Annotated in this window: 8 protein-coding genes; 6 read left to right on the top strand and 2 right to left on the bottom strand. The window is 46.1% G+C overall.

Going from position 1 to position 19,647, the window contains the following annotated elements; translation table 11 throughout:
• Positions 1-38: 38 nt before the first annotated feature.
• Positions 39-2,273, bottom strand: a complete 2,235-nt coding sequence (locus tag AC23N5_RS02740) for a hypothetical protein (RefSeq protein ID WP_487754393.1) — start codon at positions 2,271-2,273, stop codon at positions 39-41.
• A 33-nt stretch (positions 2,274-2,306) separates the two neighbouring features.
• On the bottom strand, positions 2,307-4,514 hold the full coding sequence (locus AC23N5_RS02735; protein ID WP_487754392.1) for a two-component regulator propeller domain-containing protein: 2,208 nt from the start codon (positions 4,512-4,514) through the stop codon (positions 2,307-2,309).
• Between the two features lie 264 nt (positions 4,515-4,778).
• Here AC23N5_RS02735 and AC23N5_RS02730 point away from each other — a divergent pair, with 264 nt between their 5' ends.
• The 6 genes from AC23N5_RS02730 (at position 4,779) to AC23N5_RS02705 (ending at position 19,632) form a co-directional block, all read left to right on the top strand.
• The gene (locus AC23N5_RS02730) at positions 4,779-5,321 is read left to right on the top strand and encodes an RNA polymerase sigma factor (RefSeq protein ID WP_028523799.1); all 543 of its coding nucleotides are present in this window, start codon (positions 4,779-4,781) and stop codon (positions 5,319-5,321) included.
• Between the two features lie 423 nt (positions 5,322-5,744).
• Complete coding sequence (locus tag AC23N5_RS02725; protein WP_487754391.1) at positions 5,745-9,140, top strand: SusC/RagA family TonB-linked outer membrane protein; 3,396 nt, start codon at positions 5,745-5,747, stop codon at positions 9,138-9,140.
• Positions 9,141-9,169: 29 nt separating this feature from the next.
• Complete coding sequence (locus tag AC23N5_RS02720; protein ID WP_487754390.1) at positions 9,170-10,813, top strand: SusD/RagB family nutrient-binding outer membrane lipoprotein; 1,644 nt, start codon at positions 9,170-9,172, stop codon at positions 10,811-10,813.
• Between the two features lie 217 nt (positions 10,814-11,030).
• A complete protein-coding gene (locus tag AC23N5_RS02715) occupies positions 11,031-14,315 on the top strand; it encodes a SusC/RagA family TonB-linked outer membrane protein (RefSeq protein ID WP_487754389.1) in 3,285 nt (1,094 codons plus the stop codon).
• 29 nt (positions 14,316-14,344) lie between these two features.
• Positions 14,345-16,033 (top strand): SusD/RagB family nutrient-binding outer membrane lipoprotein, encoded by a 1,689-nt coding sequence (locus tag AC23N5_RS02710; protein WP_487754388.1) that lies wholly within the window; start codon positions 14,345-14,347, stop codon positions 16,031-16,033.
• A gap of 185 nt (positions 16,034-16,218) precedes the next feature.
• On the top strand, positions 16,219-19,632 hold the full coding sequence (locus AC23N5_RS02705; protein WP_487754387.1) for a SusC/RagA family TonB-linked outer membrane protein: 3,414 nt from the start codon (positions 16,219-16,221) through the stop codon (positions 19,630-19,632).
• The last annotated feature ends 15 nt before the right edge of the window (positions 19,633-19,647 follow it).

Raw genomic sequence — 19,647 nt, 5'->3', positions numbered from 1 at the left:
CTCTCGTCATCCGAGAGGTTTTTTTGTTGTATCAAAGGTTACTTTTTAGGTTCCGAAATAACACCCAAATACCGTCCGAGCCAGTAGGGAAGTAGCCAAATATCTCCAGCACTGTGTTCTGAGGTGCCATTGCTGCCTTTTCGGTCGAGGTCAAACATATTGGCATTGTGGCGCTGTACGGGGCGCTCGTCGGGAGGAAGCACCTCTTTCGTGGTTTGACCACGGAAGTTGGGCGAAAGTTTTTCGATGTCTTTGCGGTGGCTGTTTGAAATGCTCCAGTCGATGAGGTCAAGTGGATGTTCTTGCAAATACCAAACCGACTCGTTTAAATCAAAGTCTTTAGCTCCTGTGAGTGCCGTAAAAATGTTCCAAGCACCTTCTTTCTCGGGGCGTTCGATTTGCCAGTGGTCAATGATTGCCTCTTTGAAATGGGTTTTGAGGGTATCGTTAAAGGCGTATCGGTACAAACCCCAATAACACACAAAGTACATCTCATCGTCGGAGTGGTTCCAGCCGTCCGATAGTACTTTGCTGAGGGCGTCGGCATCGTCGGCAGCGGAGCCAATTTCTTTCATTGGGCGCATCAAATTTTCAAAGTAGCCGTGTTTGTTCATCAGTTCAAAAGCCTTCTCCTTGTAGATTTCTTTCTTCGTAAAATGGTAGGCAGTTTGTAACATCGCTACGATGTTGGACGACGTAATTTTACGATCGCCCACGTTTTTGGGCATGGCATTTACGTACTCAGGACTCCAGCGCCCCCAAGTCGTGGGCTTCCCGTCAAAATCAATCAAATAATAATTGTTCTGAACAATGTGGCTCATCAAGCTGTCTATCAGTGTGATAGCGCGTTTTTTTAGAGATGGGTCATCAATCAACTCAGCCATCGTGCCAAAGGCAAAGATGTGTCCTACGGCCTCGTCACTGCTTGTGGTGGCTTTCCAGTCCCATTCAGGATCAGCGGAATGCTGCCAACGTTCGGGGTCGGATAACTGAGGAATGAAGCCACTGCGCTCATACGAGCGTGAAGGAAAGCCTTTCACAGGGTTGATGCTGTAAAGTCGCTCCATGGCCTCGAAAGCCTCACGGCAATTTTGAAGGGCTTCTGGGTCTTTGGTGACTGCATAACGGTAAACTTCCCCGCCCAAATACATGGAAGTCCAAAGGCCATCATTGTCAGAATCGGCCAAATAACCCGTGCCAATGTTGCCTTTTTCCATGTTGTCGAGCGAGGCGTTGAAGCCATTCCGAATGTGACGGCTGCGAACTTGTTGTTCGTAGTACATGGCTTTTTCGTGAAGGGTCATTTGCTTGAAACAAATTTGGCCGAGCCCGCCTTTGGTCAATACCAGTGCCGAGTTACTTGGGCCTTCCGAAATATGCACGACTTGGTTGCTTGGAAGCCAGCGCTCTCCGTTGTAGTAGTCAAACTTCCCGTCAGCACGTAGCGCAAAAGCACCGTCGGTGGTTCCAAACCAAATTTTGTCGCCAATGCTTTTGACGGCTGTGATGTCCGTCCAAGGCAATTTTTTGCGGATGTCTCCTACTTGTTTTTGCGTTGCCATATCCCATTCGATGTAACCGTCTGAAGTACCGATAAATATTTTTTTATTATCAGTCGAAACATCAAAGGCGGTCAGGTTAGCTCCGCTGAAAACTTTGTTTAGTTGGTTGTTTTTGAACGAATAAAGCCCTTGGCGGCTAAGAATCCAGTACGTACCGCTGCTGGCTTGGTAGCTCATTTGTAGTGCTTCATCCGATGACAAACTACCTTTCCAAAGAAGTTTGGAATCGTTGACGAGGTAAAGGGCTTTACCATCCGAAACCAAGAACTCAAAATTAGCACCACCCGCAAACAAACGAGCTGTAGGAAGTTGGTGTTTTGAAAAAAGCTTTCCTGCCCACGAGTTGCTCAGTACGGTCTTGTCGTCGAGATAAACAAACTGGCTTTCATAGACGCCAAGCGCGCTTATTCTTTTGTTTTTAAGCGGTCGATACGTCCCGTCGGGTTGCAACTTACCGTGGTACAAAAAATGTCCATCATAAGGTTGGGCAAGACCCTTGTCGGTCAAAACCTTAATGACGCCATTGCGGTCACTGTAGGCCGATAGCAGCGTGCCGTCGGTTGGTTGAGCGTAAAATTTGACACTATAATCTTGCCAAAATGGGGTGTCTTGGTGGACGGGTTGTTGCGTAGCTGTCGAGTTTTTGGGGCTGCACTTGGAAAAAAGCACAGCACAAAAACAGACAAAAAGTACGGTTTTGATGGTTGACATAAATGAAATATAAATAGTGAAACAGTTGTTGGTCTATCGAATCATCCCCAAATAGCGCCCCATCCAGTAGGGCAATTGCCAAAAGACAGGTTCGCGTTCGCGGTGCGGGTCGCCTCCAGCGGCAGTCCAGGGGTTTTTATCCCAGCGTACCGTCATTCGGATGCTGGGTGGTTGTAAAACATTGACTTGTTCGTCTTCCAAGACGGGCACCCTAACAATTGCGACGTCCTCACGTTGGCGGTGGTCGATGGGCCAATCAATAAGATCGAGTGGTGTATCAACCAGAAAGTCAACGGACGGCTTTAGCTCTACTTGCTTGTTACGGGCATAGCAGTAGATGAAGTTGATGAGCGGATTTTGGTCGCCTTTACGTTTTTCAAACCAGTCGTCCATGTGTTTTTGGTAAAAAGCGAGGCGAGTGGGGTCTTTTTCGCATTTGAGCAAAATGGGGTAAATATAGGCTTGTAAAACCACGTCAAAATAGATAAACCAAGCAGGATTTTGTTGAAGGACTTGGGCCATATTGTCGAGATAATGCTCTTTTTCGATAAGGCGAAGGTAATGTTGCTGGTAAAGGGGATTTTGGGTAATGTGGTAGGTAAACAAAAGAAATCCGAGCATTTCCATGGAGTTTTGCGCGCGGTCGGGTGCCCACTCGGGGTCGCGGTTGAGCTGGTCGGGCGACCATACCGACCAGCGAGTCGCTTTTCCGTCGATGTCAACAAAGTTGAAATTATGCTTAATAAGGTAGTCCATAATGCGCGCCACGTGGGTGCGAATGGTCTTTTTTTCTGCTTCGTCGGCCACCAGTTCATAATAAAAAAAATACCCAAAGAAGTGCCCACACATTTCGTCGCTACTGGTATCTCCCTTCCAAAGCCATTGCCCATCTTTTGATTTATGCCAGCGCGTTTCGACGGGCTTGAAACGGGGTTCTTTGACCAACTCATCGGCCAATTCCTGAGGAGTGTATTGGCGGTTGCCGTCGTGTACCCTCGTCCAATCGGCAGGCACAATAGTGCGCGCAAAAAAGCCATCGGTATCGGTGATTTGTTGTAGTTTTTGCAAGAAAAGAAACGCCTTTTTCGCGTTTTCTTTGGCGTCGGGTGCATGGGTAGTTGCGTAGCGAAAACTCTCCATTGCTAGGTAATTGCCAGTATATTCGCCGTCGTTGTCGTCATCTTCGGGTTTCCAGCTTGAAATATCTCCTGCTTTTTCGAGCCAACATTGCCCCGCAATCCAAGGGGCGCGAATATGGCGTTTGAGCAGTACGTCTTGAAAAAAATCGTTTTTGGAGGCCAAGGTCATTTGCTGTTTTTTGATGACACTAACCCCTTTTGGAGTGGCGAGGTAAGCATTGCCCACAGCATCAAAAGAAATGGCGTTGATGCGGTCATGGAGCAACCAACGCTGACTAAATAACAAAGAACCTTTGCTAGGATTGGTATATCGGACTATGCCTTTTTCGGTACCTACCCACATAGTACCATCGGGGGCTTTATTGAGGCAAGTGACATACACAGTCGGGAGGCTGTGTTGCGTGGTGATTTCTTGGGTTTTCTTGTAGTTGTTCAGAATACTAACCCCGCCAAGCCCCGCAGCCCAAAGCTGTTGTTGGGTATCCATCGCTACCCCTTTGATATACCCGCTCATGACTTCATCTTTTGCCTTCAAAATACGGGTAGATCCTACCTTATTAATATAATATAAGCCGACGTCGGTAGCGAGCCATACGTCTCCTTTCGCATCGCAGCTTGCCGCCCGAACCGAACGGGGGATTTGCACCTCTTTTTTGACAAAACTACGGCCGTCAAAACGCCACATACCCGCTGGGCCAATGGCATAGGTGCCTTCGGGAGAAGCACAAAAAACGGAGATGGGGCCTTCGGTACCCGAGAGTCGCTCCAGTTTGTGGTTGGAGTAGCGATAGGCACCGTTCCAAGTGCCCAACCAGAGCGTAGAAGGGGTGTCGGCAAAAACGGTGTAGGCGGGGCCATCGCCGATGACCGCTTCCCAGGCAGACTGGGAGGCACTTTTACGAAATACCCCACGTGGAGTAGCAATCCAAAGTTTGCCATCGGGAGTTGCCACTACGCTTCTCACTTCGTCGGTGGTAGGGTGGGCTTCGTGGGTTTCTTGCCAAAATGGACTGTCTGAATAAGGGCTATTTTGTGCGAGGGAAGTAACCCAGCTCCCCAAGAGACACCCAACGATTGACAAACAAGCGATGCAAAACTTCATGTTGTTGTGATTATGCTAAAAATAATACGCAACGCCAGAGAGCAAAGGCTATTACCTAACTGTTAAAATTTGAGCTTCATAAAAGAAGAAATGACATGTAAGTATAATCCTGTATTATGTTTTTATTATTATATTTTCACTTTGCGTGATTTGAGGATATATTTACGCAATTTGAGACGAAGTCTTCTAACCGATGACGTATCTTTACTTCACAAATCCACAAATAGTTCTGTATCTCATTTCCTCCCAAAACCCTGAAAAACCATGGCTTGTATTAATGAATACGTCTTACGGAAAGTAATCCAAGGAGACGAACTCGCTTTTACTCAATTGTATAATCACTACAAGACGCCAGCCACAAAATTTTGTGTTTCTCTGATCAAAGAAGAGGAAGAGGCGGAAAACATGGTACACGATGTTTTTATCAAAATTTGGGAAAAAAGAGGGCAAATCAACCCTGACCTGAATTTTAATTCTTATCTGTTTACGTGTCTTCGCAATTTGGCTTTCGACTATTTCAAGAAAGTAGAAAAGAACCAGACATTGAGACAAGAGTATTTTGATAGAATGGAAGAGGCGTACGAGATAGCCCCTGACACTGAAGAAGCTAAAATTGTACTGCTAAGGGCTGGGATTGAGGCACTGTCGGAGAAAAGAAAGCAAATCCTAAAGTTGAATGTGGAAGAAGGGAAATCGTACCAGGAGATTGCAGAATTGATGCGTATCTCAAAAAATACCGTTAAAAATCAGCTAGTTAAGGCAAAACAGTTTTTACGTGACCGCGTTGATTTAGCCGCGGCACTCTAATTTTATTCATTTATCGCACACTATTTCAGTGAAAAGCGAGGTCAGTGGATGCTACATCCATTGGCCTCGCTTTTTTATGCTTTAACCCTAAAAATATTACAAAAAGACATATTTATTAATTGTAATTTAATTCTGTTTTAATTTCGATTTAATGCAAATTAATAGAAGAAGCGTGCTTTTATACTTTATCTGCTATTTAATAAAATTCTGATAATCAAATAGATAGTAGTGAACTTGTTGCCAAAAGTCTTAACTAGCCGCCGAAAATGGTACCATTTTCGGCGGCTGCCTTTATAGGAAGTAAGTCAAATTGATTGACCAGAAACGAGGTATATTTTTTAATCGTATTTTAATCTCGTTTTTTAGCCTACCCAATGAGGTAGGGGGTATTTATGGGTACAATCAATTAAACAACTTACTAAAATGAAGGACAACTCTACTATGGGGCGAATGCTGAAGCGAATCCTACTGACGACGATGGTTGTGAGCGGATGCTTCGCGATGGTTTGGGCACAAACCAGAACCATTACGGGGAAAATTACCTCGAAAGAAGACGGGAACGCTATGCCGGGCGTGAATATCGTCTTGAAAGGCACCCAACGCGGTTCGAGCAGTAATGCTGCGGGAAACTTTTCAATCGAAGTTCCAAACAATAACGCAGTACTGGTATTCTCTTTTGTGGGATACAAAACCCAAGAAATCCCAGTGGCTTCGCGTAGCATCATTGAAATAGCATTGGAGCCAGGCGCAGAAAGCCTACAAGAAGTGGTGGTAACTGCCTTGGGGATTAACCGCGAAAAACGTTCATTGGCCTATTCGGTGGGAGAATTAAAATCAGAAGACATCGTAAAGGCATCTAACCCTAACTTGTTGAAAGCCCTAGACGGAAAAGTAAGTGGGGTAAACCTCACAAGCTTGAGTAGCGACCCTACGTCGTCGGTGTTGGTGAACATTCGTGGGTCGTCGGCGATGCCTACCTTGAGCGATGCCAACGTTTCGTTGAAAAGTCAGCCTTTGTACGTCATCAACGGTGTGCCAGTGGGTACGCAGTCGTTTACCAACAAAGACGGGGTTGATTTTGGAAACATTCTTTCGCAACTGAACCCTGAAGACATCGCCTCGGTAACCATCCTGAAAGGTGGAAGTGCTGGTGCGCTTTACGGCGCTGAAGGTGGTAATGGGGTGATTATGATTACGACCAAATCGGGCGTGGGATTGAAAAAAGGAATTGGGGTGAGCTTCACATCGGCGGCAACGACCGAAAAAGCCTACCAGTTTTTCCCCGAACAAACAGTATTTGGACAAGGAGAACGCGCCTATGAGTGGCAATATGACAATACCGATACTTGGGGGCCGATTCTTGATGGTTCCTATAAAGGGGATTATTGGGACGTAGCGGCCAAGCAATGGAAAAACGGCCCAATGGTATCGTCGGGCGAAGACCGCGTGAAAGAATACCTCCGAACAGGTAGTACACTGACCAACACCGTGGGTGTGACAGGCAACTACGATAAAGGGTCGTTCCGTTTTTCGATTTCGGACATGAACAACAGAGGCGTAATGCCTAACACCAAGACCGATCAGAAGTCGTTTACGTTGAATACCACGTACAATTTGACCAAAGACATTCGCGTATCGGTGAGCGGTAATTACATCAAAACTTTTACACCAAACAAAGCCAACGTTACTGGTTCTAACAGTGTATTGAATGATTTGTTGTTCAATTTGCCTACTAACCTACAGCCACTTTCACAAATGCGGGATTATTGGTTGACAGGTTTTGCGGGAGTTCGCCAAAACGGAGCCATTATGAAAGACAATGGCATTGATGTAGCTCAAAACAACCCTTGGTGGATTACCTATGAGAAAATCCACAAGTTTGCGCGGGACAATTACTTTGGCAAGGCGCAATTGGACTGGCAATTGTCGAAGCCATTTTCGTTGATGCTCCGTACGGGTATGCAAAACGTGAGAGAAAACTACGAATTGCGCCAATCTTGGGGAGCAAAAGGTGATGCCTACGGACAATACGTCGTGGGTAATAACAACAGCATGGAAGCCAATACGGATGCGATTTTGACCTACAACAACACATTTGGCAAAATGAACTTGTCGGTGTCGGGTGGGGGGAACTACCGCTTCACCAATGCCAGTACGCTCGAAATCACGGGAGGAGATTTGAGCTCGCCTAACTTGTTTACACTCGCCAACATCAAAGCAGGAACGCTGACAGTGAGCGGTACGGGTACTAACTTAGGTACAAACGTAGGTGCGCCGTATTTCAACGGAAAATCAGTAAGTGCGTACGGAACGGCGAACCTTAGCTACGATAACAAGTTGTTTTTGGAAGTAACTGGCCGCAACGATTGGAAAGGGGCGTACGCTCAAGAAAAAATCAGCTATTTCTACCCATCAGCTTCGTTGAGCTGGGTGGCTTCAGAATCATTTAAGTTGCCACAAGTAATTAACTATTTGAAAGCCCGCTTAAACTACGCCGACGTAGGAAACGGTTTGGTGCGTCGTCGTTCGATTGACACGTACAGTTTTGACGCCAGTCCTTGGGGTTCTATCAATACGGTTAGCTTGAATGCAACCATCGTTGACCCTGACTTGAAAGCGCAACACTCGATTTCTAAAGAAGCAGGTTTTGACCTTTGGATGTTTAGCAACCGTTTGAAGCTTGATTTCACTTACTTCGTGAAAGACCAAAAAGACCAAATCGACAACATTCCGTTGGTACAAGGAACAGGTTATACGGGCTTATTGACCAACATCGGCGACGTCCGGAACAAAGGGTTTGAATGGGGATTGAACTTTACACCTATCAAAACCAAAGATTTCACTTGGGATGTTTCGGCAAGTTTTACGCACTATAAAGCAACAATCACCCGCTTGTCTGACAAATTTGCGCCAGCAGGGTATGTGTTTGCCAGCTACGATGGTAAAACAAAAGTGAAGTTGGCCGAAGGTGAAGTAATCGGGAGTATCTACGAAGAAAACCCTATTTTGCGCGTAAAAACGGGTAAATACGCAGGAATGCCTTTGTTGGACAGCAAAGAAGGCAAAATCCAGAAATCAAGCGATGAGCGTGACCGTGGTAAACTCGGTAACTTCAACCCTGATTTTATCTTAGGCTTGAATACGACATTGAAGTACAAGCAATTTACGCTTGGGTTGGTAGGAAGCTTACGTAAAGGAGGTAAGTACGTATCGGTAAACCAGCAGTATGCGGAATCGAACGGGCGCGCCATGACCACTTTAGGGTCGGGCGACAACAACCCTTGGTGGGTAGGTGGACGTGACGCGGCGCACGGTGGCATGGTTTGGCCTGCTGAAAATGCCAGCGACTATGCGGCTATCAACTCAAATAACAACGACAAACGCTCTGATTTCCAAGATGCGAGTTACGTAAAAGGCGTTTTCTTGAATCCCAACTACAAAGGAGATCCTGCCGCTGCTACTGACGCCGACTACATTGTAAATGGGGCAAATCCTAAAAATACGTTCTACGATTTTCCTTACAACGGCTACGGTGACATCATCTGGAACTTCTCAGCCACCAGAACGTACGATGCGACCAACTTCAAAATGAGAGAAATCACGTTGGCATACACATTGCCCAAAAACCTGACCTCTAAGTATAACCTCAACAATGTGTCGTTGGCGTTTATTGGCCGTAACTTGTTCCAATGGAATGCTTCTGGACGCAATGAAGACCCTGAGTCAGCTTTTACGGGGGTAGGTACCAACCAAGGTATTTTGAGAGCAACTTTGCCAGCGATTCGTTCGTACGGATTGAAGCTTTCTCTTGATTTTTAAGCATTTACTATCACAGTACAATCAAGAACATGAAATCATACATAAAAATTTTCGCATTCTCAGCCTTACTGACAGGAATCACAACGTCTTGCAGTGAAGATGAATTACGGGTAGTGGACACCGTACAGCAGCTCGACGCGGTAGAATCGGTCAACGACCCGTTCTTGTTGGCGTCGGTCATTAAGCAAACGTCGCTTTTCTACCAAAACATGGGCTTTGATAACCGCCGCCTTCCTAGCGCGGTGCAACACATGCAAAGCAACTACCAGAGTGGCGACAACTTCTATTCAGGATTTAAGTCGCCGATTGACGACATGTACTCGGCCATGAACATCCTTAAACTGATTGACGGTTCGATTGGCTTAGCCGATAAACGGGCGTCGAAAGTACACAAGGGTATTTTTATCACGTTTCGGGTGATGTTGTTTTCGTACATGACCGATTTCTACGGCGATGTGTATTATACCCAAGCCTTGAAAGCACGCGAAGGGATTTTGTATCCCAAATACGACAAACAGTCGGATACTTACACGGGCTTGTTGAAAGAGTTGGACGATGCCACGGCGCTGATGAACTCAGGGACAGAACCCATCGACAAAAGTTATGACTTGATGTTTGGCGGGGATAAAACCAAGTGGCTCAAATTCGCTAACTCGCTCAAATTGCGCTTAATTATGCGTGCGTCGGGCAAATTGACAGATGCTGGTGCACGAATGACCGCCGTGCTTGCTTCTCCAGTTTTTACGGATGCTACCGAAAATGCCTCCATTGCTTACGTAGGAACAACGGCAGATAACTCGTGGAAAGGTGGTACAATCAACTGGGGTTCGGTCGATGAATTTAACAAACGTCGTCCTTGTAAAACATTGGTTGACAAGCTAGTAGAGTTAAAAGACCCGCGTTTGAATGTATGGGTAGCTCCCGTAGAAACTCCTTGGACTACCGATAAGTCAAAAGATGGACAAACGGTAGCAACAACCGATGCCAACGGCTTTACTTATACGTCAAAGTGGGAGTATTTGGACGTGAACAACAAAGACATGGCCGCGCAAGTATCCAATATCACCGATACCGACAAGCTATACGTAGGATTTATTGCGGGGATGTTGAGCGACTGGAAAAACGGAAACGGGCACTACAATACCGCCGCAGGTGGGGTCGTGGGTAACTTTAAAGTTTCGCAGTATTCGCAGTTGTTTCGCCAAAACAAGCATAATTTGCTCAAAGCCCAACTCATGAACAGCGACGAAGTGCAGTTCATTTTGGCCGAAGCTGCGGCTAAAGGTTTGATTTCGGGAAGTGCAGATACCTACTACCGCAAGGGCATCACCAACTCACTATTGCGTTGGGGAGTAAAACAAGCCGATGTGGATAAATACTTGGCACAAACCAGCATTGCTTTACCAGCTGATAAAGCAGGGCAGTTGGCCAAAATTGCAGAACAAAAATGGTTGGCTTTATTTACCGTTTCGACCGAAGCGTACTTGGATTTGCGTCGTACGGGCTTGCCAAACATCTTCAGTAATGGTCGCTTGACGGGTTATACATTCCCCGTTCGGTACCGCTATCCAGGCAATGAATTGGGGCAAAACCGCACGGCTTACGACTTGGGAGTAAGCACGTTATCTCCTGCAACAGATAACGAGTTTTCAAAAATGTGGTTATTGCAATAAACTAATTTATGTAGGTGAGGTAGATTTTTTTATTCCTCACCTACCTATTTTTTATGCGCAGGTAAATTGTTGATAATTAGAGAGTTAAAATATTTTTTGTCTATAAACGTTAATCGAACCTTTCCTTTTCTTTACCAAAAAATAATAAATCTGCAATAGTCTGAATATTTGGTTAGTACGTACCATTGGTACTAACTAATTAAACTTAGCAGACTATATGAAACACTTTTTTCCTTTAGAGCGGGTAACGAGGATGTTACTTGTAATAGGATTGGTATGGGGAGGCCTCTGTACTTCAGTGTACGCCCAACTTAGAACCATCACAGGTAAAGTAACGACTGGCGAAGACGGATCTGCCATGCCTGGCGTGAACGTCGTACTAAAGGGTACCCAAAAAGGGACCAGCACAAACGCATCAGGTAACTACTCAATTGAGGTAAACGGGGCTAATCCAGTCCTCGTTTTTTCGTTTGTTGGGTATGATCCAACGGAAGTTGCGGTAGGAAACCGTAACATGATTGACGTAAAATTGAACCCGGGTGCCGAAACACTCGGGGAAGTGGTAGTAACGGCCTTGGGTATCAAACGCGAAAAACGCGCCCTCGGTTACTCGGTAGGGGAAGTGTCTGGTAAAGACATCGTGAACGTACCGCAAGAAAACGTGTTGAACGCCCTTTCGGGGCGCGTGGCTGGGGTACAAATCAACCAGACCAGCGGCGTTGGTTCATCGGTAAGCATCATCATTCGTGGTGCAAAATCATTGAGCAATGATAACCAACCGCTTTTTGTGGTGGACGGTGTACCCATTGCCAACAGCTTGAACAACCTTCGTGCGATGGGAGACCGTAACAACGTTGACTACGGTAACGCCATCTCTGACCTTAACCCCGACGATGTAGAAAGTGTATCGGTCTTGAAAGGCCCAAGTGCAGCGGCATTGTACGGTTCACGCGCTGGAAACGGGGTGATTTTGATTACGACCAAGTCGGGCAAAAAAGGCAAAGGCTTGGGCGTTTCTTTCTCAACCAGCAACGTCTTCGAAACTCCTTACCGCTTCTTGGATTTTCACTACAAGTATGCCAACGGAAACCGCAATGCGCGCTTAGACGAAACGTCGGCGTATTGGGCGGGTCCAGAGTTGGATAAAGGTATCTTGGCAGCGCAGTGGAATAGCCCGTTGGATGCCAATGGTCAGAAAATTCCAACCGAGTTGAAGTCGTACAAAGACAACATGAAAAATTTCTTGGAAACGGGGATTACGACAACCAACAACTTGTCGATTTCGGGTTCGAGCGATAAGAGTACCTACCGCGTTTCGTACAACTACATGCAAAACAATGGCCCAATCCCTAACTCGGATTTGAAACGCCATACCTTATCAGCCGCAGGGACGTACGATATTAGCAACAAAGTTAAACTTAGCACTAACTTGAACTTCGTTCGCTCTTTCTCTAAAAACCGTCCATCGACCGCCAACCGTGGTGCTAACCCATTGGAAGCAGTGTACTTATGGCCACACGTGGACGTGAGAGATTTGAAAAATTACTGGGTACCTGGTAACGAGCAAATTCGCCAACTTTCTCCTTCAGCAAACGGTGACAACCCTTATTTCTTGGCGTACGGAATCAATAACGGTTTCAACCGTGACCGTGTGTATGGAAACATGAAGTTGGATTATAACATCACGCCAGAACTCTCGGCTTTTGCACGGGTATCGTACGATATGTTTACGGAAGACCGTGAAACCAAAATTCCTTGGAGCTACTCTCGTGTAAGAAACGGAGGTTACTACTTGCAAGGAATTGGTCGTAATGAAACAAACACAGATTTCTTATTGACTTACAAAAAAGCCATCAAATCGTTTGATGTGAGCGTGTCGGGTGGAGCAAACTACATGGTGCAGAACTACAAAGAAGACTACATGGGTGGTAGCATTCTGACTGTGCCAGGCTTGTACCGTATCTCAAACATTCCATTGGCGTCGTTGCAGGTGAGCAACGGAAGCAATAAGAAAGAGATTTATAGTGTCTATGGAATGGCATCGATGGGTTATAAAAACATGCTTTACTTAGACCTAACAGCTCGTAACGACTGGTCGAGTACACTTCCTGCCGAAAACCGTTCGTATTTCTACCCATCGGCTTCGTTGAGCTGGTTGGCCAATTATACCTTTAGCTTACCAAAATCAATTTCATTGTTGAAATTCAGAGCAGGTTGGGCACAAGTGGGTAACGACGCCGCTCCTTATCAGTTGGTACCAACGTTGGGTACAGGGACGTGGGGAAGCTTGATTACGACCAACGTACCAGGCACGTTGTTGAATGCCCAGTTGAAACCAGAAATCGCTACTTCAACGGAGTTTGGATTGGATTTTGGTTTGTTTGAAAACCGCATCCGTTTTGAAGGAACGTACTACTACGTAGAAAACAAAAACCAGATTTTGAGCATTACCACACCTTCTTCTTCAGGTTTTGGTAGCAAGCTTATCAACGCAGGTTTGTTGGCAAGTAAAGGTTGGGAAATCAACCTTGGTGGTAGCCCAATCCGCGATAAAAATGGCTGGAACTTAGACGTAAATGTAAACTTTACTCGTAACCGTACGCGTATCAAAGAGTTGACCGAAGGAATGGATTTCTACCAGCTTTGGGATGACAACAACGGTGGTGCCTTTACGTACGTAGGACAAGAAATTGGTGACATCTATAGCCGTGGCTACGCAACAGTGCAAGATGCGTCTTCGCCTTATTACCGTTGGCCTATTTTGGACAGAAATGGTAGCTGGATTCCTGTCAATGATCGGAATGCTCGGATGAAAGTAGGAAACTTCAACCCTAATTTTATCATGGGTATGCAAACCACGCTTTCGTATAAGCGCTTCTCATTGGCGGCTAGCTTTGACGCACGCATCGGCGGAAACTTCCAATCTTATACTTACCGCTACGGCGAGTCTGACTGGAAATCGCAACGCCAAATTAATAACCTAATTCCTGGTGGATTGTATTCGGAAGCTGAGCTAGTTGCTCTTCTTAAATCTAATCCAGAACAATACATCATTCCTGAAAACGGAAACTTCCCTCGCGTAGGTGGCTATACCAAAGCAACGGGTGGTATGGGTGCTGATGGCGATGGTGCTTTCGTACCAGGGGTAATTTTACAAGCTGATGGTACGTACAAGGAGCATTTGGGTGGTGCAGGTACTAACATTTTCCCTATTTCAAACACCTATCCTTGGAGCTACAACCAACAAATTACGTTTGACGCGTCTTTCTTGAAAATGAGAGAGCTTTCGTTGAGTTACAATATCCCTAACATTGGTGGGTTCCGTAATGCTAGTATCTCAATTTTTACCCGTAACCTCATGCTTTGGAACGCTGCAAAAATCGGAATCGACCCTGAAAGAGCATTCCAAGCAGACGGCGGCCGTTTCAGACAAGGTATTGAGTTGCAAAACGTAATGCCTTGGACCATGCCAATCGGGTTTAAGTTAAACTTCAATTTGTAATCAACTAACATTCATAGCGTACGATGAAAATGTTAAAAATCTTATCAAAATCGGCGTTGGCCTTGGCAATTGTGGTTGCCTCGTCGTGTAGCGATCGTTTGACGGAAACAAACGTAAACCCAAACGGGATTGACCCAGCTACTGCCAACCCCAACCTAATGATGCCTGAGGTAATGAACTCGGCGGCAAGAGCGTATTTGGAACTTGGCTACGGCGACGTAGCAGGGGTAGCCCAGCACATCCAACACGACGGCTGGTTTAGTGGCGTCAACCACTATGATTGGGGCCCGCAAGACTGGAGCGGCTGGTACAACATGCTTCGTAACAACGAGTTTATGTACAAGCGTTCGGTTGCGCTCAATTACAAGTTCCACCAAGGCGTGGCGCTGACAATGCGCTCGTTTATCTTTGGGGTTATCACGGATTTGTGGGGAGATGCTCCTTATACATCGGCAGTAAAAGGCGATCAATCTAACGAATTGTTGAAACCTGCTTTTGATAGCCAAGAAGTAATTTACAAAGGAATTATCGCTGATTTGAAGGCGGCTTCTGAGCTTTTTGGAACAAAAGATGCGACGGGTTATACGACAGGTTACGATTTGTTTTACGCAGGAAACCCTACCTCGTGGCAGAAATTTGCCAATACGTTGTTGTTGCGTTATTACATGCGTGTTTCTGAAAAAATGCCTGCTGAAGCAAAAGCTGGAATCGAAGCAATTTATAGCTCAGGTATTTACATCAAAACCCAAGCAGAAGACGCCACCATGGCTTACATCGGTGCAACTTCTGGAAACGCGTGGCCTGGCGCAGTAGCTTTTGACCAAGAACAGTCAAACTTTAGAAGAAAAAAACCTGCACAGGCGTTTGTAAATGCACTTGTGGCAACGGGCGACCCTCGTTTGAAAGTATGGCTTGCCCCCGTTCACGTTCGTTGGGTCGCTGACGAAACCCTCACAACCGATGTTGATAAGTTTATCCGTAAAGATGGGGTGATTCAACAAGGCGTAAGTTATTTGACAGACGTAGTGTTGCTCGCTGAGGTGAAAAAAGGGACAAAATATACGCGTCATTATAATCCTAAGTTGTATAAAGGTACGTTGGACACGGGCGAGTATGTGGGTGTACCTGCGGGGCTTATCCAGCCTGATACGTACAACAACAACCCAACGCCTGGCCAAACTGTACAAAACCAACACGTATCTCAGTTGGCAGAGGTATATCGTGGAAGCAGCGGTGGATTGTTGAAAGCGCGTTTGGCATCATCGGCCGAAGCGTCGTTTATTTTGGCCGAAGCAGCTTTGAAAGGCTGGTCGGTAGGAACGGCTCAGGCGAATTACAATGCGGGTGTCAAAAATTCTCTTGAAACTTGGGGAGTAGGTTCGCAGTATGATGCGTTTATAGCTAAACCAGGGGTTGCATTTAACAATACCTTGGCGCAAGTGATGGAGCAAAAGTGGCTTGCCAACTGGACAATGGCAACCGAAGCGTGGTTTGATTACCGCCGTACAGGTTTGCCAGCGTTGAAAGCAGGGCCTGCTTCGGCCGAGCCCGTTGTGGCAGTTCGTTTCAATTACGGAGACAATGAAGTAAACTTCAACCGTACCAACGCTGACGCAGCTATCAATAAATTAGAGGTAACAAAACATTCTGGTTTAAGAGGAAAAAATAGCCAATGGTCGAAACCTTGGGTTCTTCAAGGGACGAATAAGCCTTGGTAATTTTTTGGGTTAGTTGAACAAAAAAAGGGCAGAATATTTCTGCCCTTTTTTTTATCTAAATGTTTCCAAAATGGCTTTTATGTTACTTTATTTCAATTGGTTGTAAAAAAAGGTAAATGTGGATAGCCCTTTTTACTTTGGCATACGTAAAAGGGAATAATACAACTACTTAACCAATTAATGACATGATTAAAAACTCTACACCTTCTCAGATGCTGAGGTATTTGGGGATGATGATGTTGGTAGTTGGGCTATGTATTTCCCAAGCCATAGCTCAAACACGAACCGTCACTGGAAAAATTACTTCCAAAGAAGACGGTGCTCCTATGCCAGGAGTCAATGTAATCTTGAAAGGAACCCAAAAGGGTTCGACCAGTAACGCCACTGGAGCGTACAGCATCGAAGTCAGCGGCGCTAATCCAACGTTGGTATTTTCGTTTGTCGGTTATGATGCCTCAGAAGTAGTCGTCGGCAACCGAAATGTGGTGGACATTGTGCTCACGCCTGGGATTGAAAACCTGAAAGAAGTGGTCGTAACCGCCTTGGGTATCAAGCGCGAAGAAAAATCACTGGGGTATTCTGTGGGTAAAATCGACAGCAAAGACCTGAACCGCGTGGCCCAAGAAAACGTCTTGAACGCCATGGCAGGAAAAGTGGCTGGGGTGACTATCAGCTCAACGGGCGGTACGGGGTCATCGGTGAGTATGGTGATTCGCGGTGCTACTTCGTTGAGCAGCGACAACCAGCCTTTGTTTGTGGTTGATGGGGTGCCGTTGGCCAACACCCTCAACAACATTAGCCAAGTCGGGAACGATAACCGTGCTGACTTTGGGAACTCTATTTCGAGCCTTAACCCAGACGATATCGAAAGTGTGTCGATTTTGAAAGGGCCAAGTGCGGCGGCGTTGTATGGTTCGCGGGCAGGGAACGGCGTGGTGCTTATAACCACAAAAAGCGGCTCTAAAGCCAAAAAAATGACCGTTTCGATTACGTCTAATACGGTTTTTGACAAACCATTTAAGTATTTGAAATGGCAAACTCAGTTTGGAACAGGGCAGTTTTCGGCCATTCCACCTGCCATCAGTGGCACACCTTTGAGTAATCCATTTGGAGGTTTGATTCAAGAAAACGTTGCGGCTACTTACGGCGCAGCTTTGGACAAAGGCTACGAAGAAGTACAATGGAACAGCCCCATTGGCGCGGATGGAAAGCCCATGAAAATGCCGCTCGTGTCGCACCCAAATAACGTCAAAAACTTTGTGCAAACAGGGGTGACAACCACCAACGGCGTTTCGATTGCCAACAGCACCGATATGTTCAACTATCGCTTGTCGTATTCAAACATGCAGCACAAGGGCATTATCCCCAATTCTGATTTGTTTAGAAATACCATCAACTTAAATACATCGGTCAAAGTAAGCGACAAACTGCGGGTGAGTACCAACTTAGATTTGAGCCGCTCCAACTCAAACAACCGCCCCGCAGGAAACCGAGGTGCCAACCCGCTCCAATGGGCCTATGCTGTGTCGCCGCATACAGATATCCGTGACTTAGAAAACTACTGGTTGCCAGGGCAGGAAGGGTTGCAGCAGCGCTCGCAGTTTAAGGGTATTTGGAATAACCCGTACTTCTTAGCCTACGAAGTAAACAACAGTTTTGTGCGCGATCGTGCGTTTGGAAACATCAAAGCAGAATGGCAGATTACGCCCGAAATTAGTTTGATGGGCCGCTATGCCATAGATACTTACAACGAAAAACGCGAAATGAAGGTAGCCAATAGCTACACCAACGACCCGCGTGGTGCGTACGGAATCATCAACATCGCTAACTTTGAAAGCAATGCTGATTTCTTGGCGACTTACAAGAAAGACATCAAAGACATAAGCTTGTCGTTTTCGGTGGGTGGAAATGCCCGTTACCAAAAAGGCTCAAACGTCACCAATGCCACCAAAAGTGGGACAGGTTTGATTGTGCCAGGGGTTTACACCATCCAAAACATTGCCCCTGCTAACCTTGACTACAACAGTTCGTGGTTCCAAAGAGCTATTTATAGTGGCTACGGATTGGCAAACATTGGGTACAAAGACATGGTGTTTTTGGACGTAACTGCCCGCAACGACTGGTCAAGTACGCTCCCAGCGGCCAACCGCTCGTATTTCTATCCATCGGCTTCATTGAGCTTGTTGGTGAACGAAATGCTTCCGTTGACCAACCAAATCAGTATGTTGAAACTTCGTACAGGATTTGCTCAGGTAGGTAACGACGCCAACCCGTACCAGTTGCTCGGAACGCTGGGCAACGCTGGTACTTGGGATGGTGTGCCGCGCCTCAGTACGCCAGGTACGCTCCTAATTTCTGACCTCAAACCAGAAATTGTAACGTCGTACGAAAGTGGTATTGATCTCAATTTGTTCAAAAATCGTTTGCGCTTCTCTGGTACGTACTACATGGTAGAAAACCGCAACCAGATTCTAAGTACTAAGCTTCCGCCGTCGTCGGGTTATACCCTTAAAAACATCAATGCAGGACTTTTGGTGAGCAAAGGCTTTGAATTTGTGTTGGGTGGAACGCCCATCGACCGCAACAACTGGCGCTGGGACATCAATGCTAACTGGACCCGCAACCGTACCACCATCAAGCAACTTTCGGATGACTTGCCTTACTATACACTCTGGACAGATGCCAAAGGAGGTGCTTGGACGTACGTAGGTGAGCAGATTGGAGATATTTATGACGCCAAAGTAGTGACGGTTGAAAGCAAAGAATCGCCGTATTATGGCTACCCTATTTTGGATCAAACGGGCAAGTGGCAGTCGATTGATGCCATCAATACGAGAAACAAAATCGGGAACTTCAACCCCAAATTTATCATGGGCTTGCAGACCTCGATTTCGTACAAAGGCTTTAGCTTGAGTATGTCTTTCGACTGGCGTAATGGTGGCGACTTTGTGTCACAAACCTATCGCTTCGGGGAAGAAAACGGACAGTCGCAGTTGTTCTTGGATAAACTATTCAATCCTAATGGGTTGACGGGAAAAGCCCTCCGCGATTATTTGGTGGCAAACCAAGACAAAATGGTGCTCATCAACGGCAACAACTTCCCGTTGGTAGGTGGGCCAACGCCTGATTATGGTGGGTATCCGTTTAAGTATGGTCCTTACACGCTTCCTTACGGAGGAGTATTTATTCCTGGAGTAATAGCAACGGGCTACGATGCCAACGGAAATCCAACAGGTTTCAAAGAAAACTTGGGAGAAACAGGGACGTTGGTTTTACCATTTGCAGGAAGTACCGCTTGGTCGTTTACGAGAGCGTTTTTGTACGATGCCTCTTTCCTCAAGCTGCGTGAAATTACGCTTGGGTACGATTTGCCACAGAGCTGGTTGAAAAAAGTGGGTGTACAAAGTGCCAACTTCTCGGTCTATAGCCGTAACATCATTCTTTGGACAGCCGCCAAAATCAACATTGATCCAGAAATGGCATTCCAGCAAGAATCAGGTGTACAAGGCGGCGGAAGCCAGTTTAAACAAGGTATCGAACGCTACAACGTCAATCCTTGGGTTATTCCAGTCGGTTTTAAATTGGGTCTCACATTCTAAGAAAACATAAACAAT

The sequence above is a fragment of the Runella sp. R5_40 genome, assembly GCF_057652295.1.
Note: the sequence above shows the minus strand (reverse complement) of the source record. Positions and strands in the feature narration are given on the sequence as shown.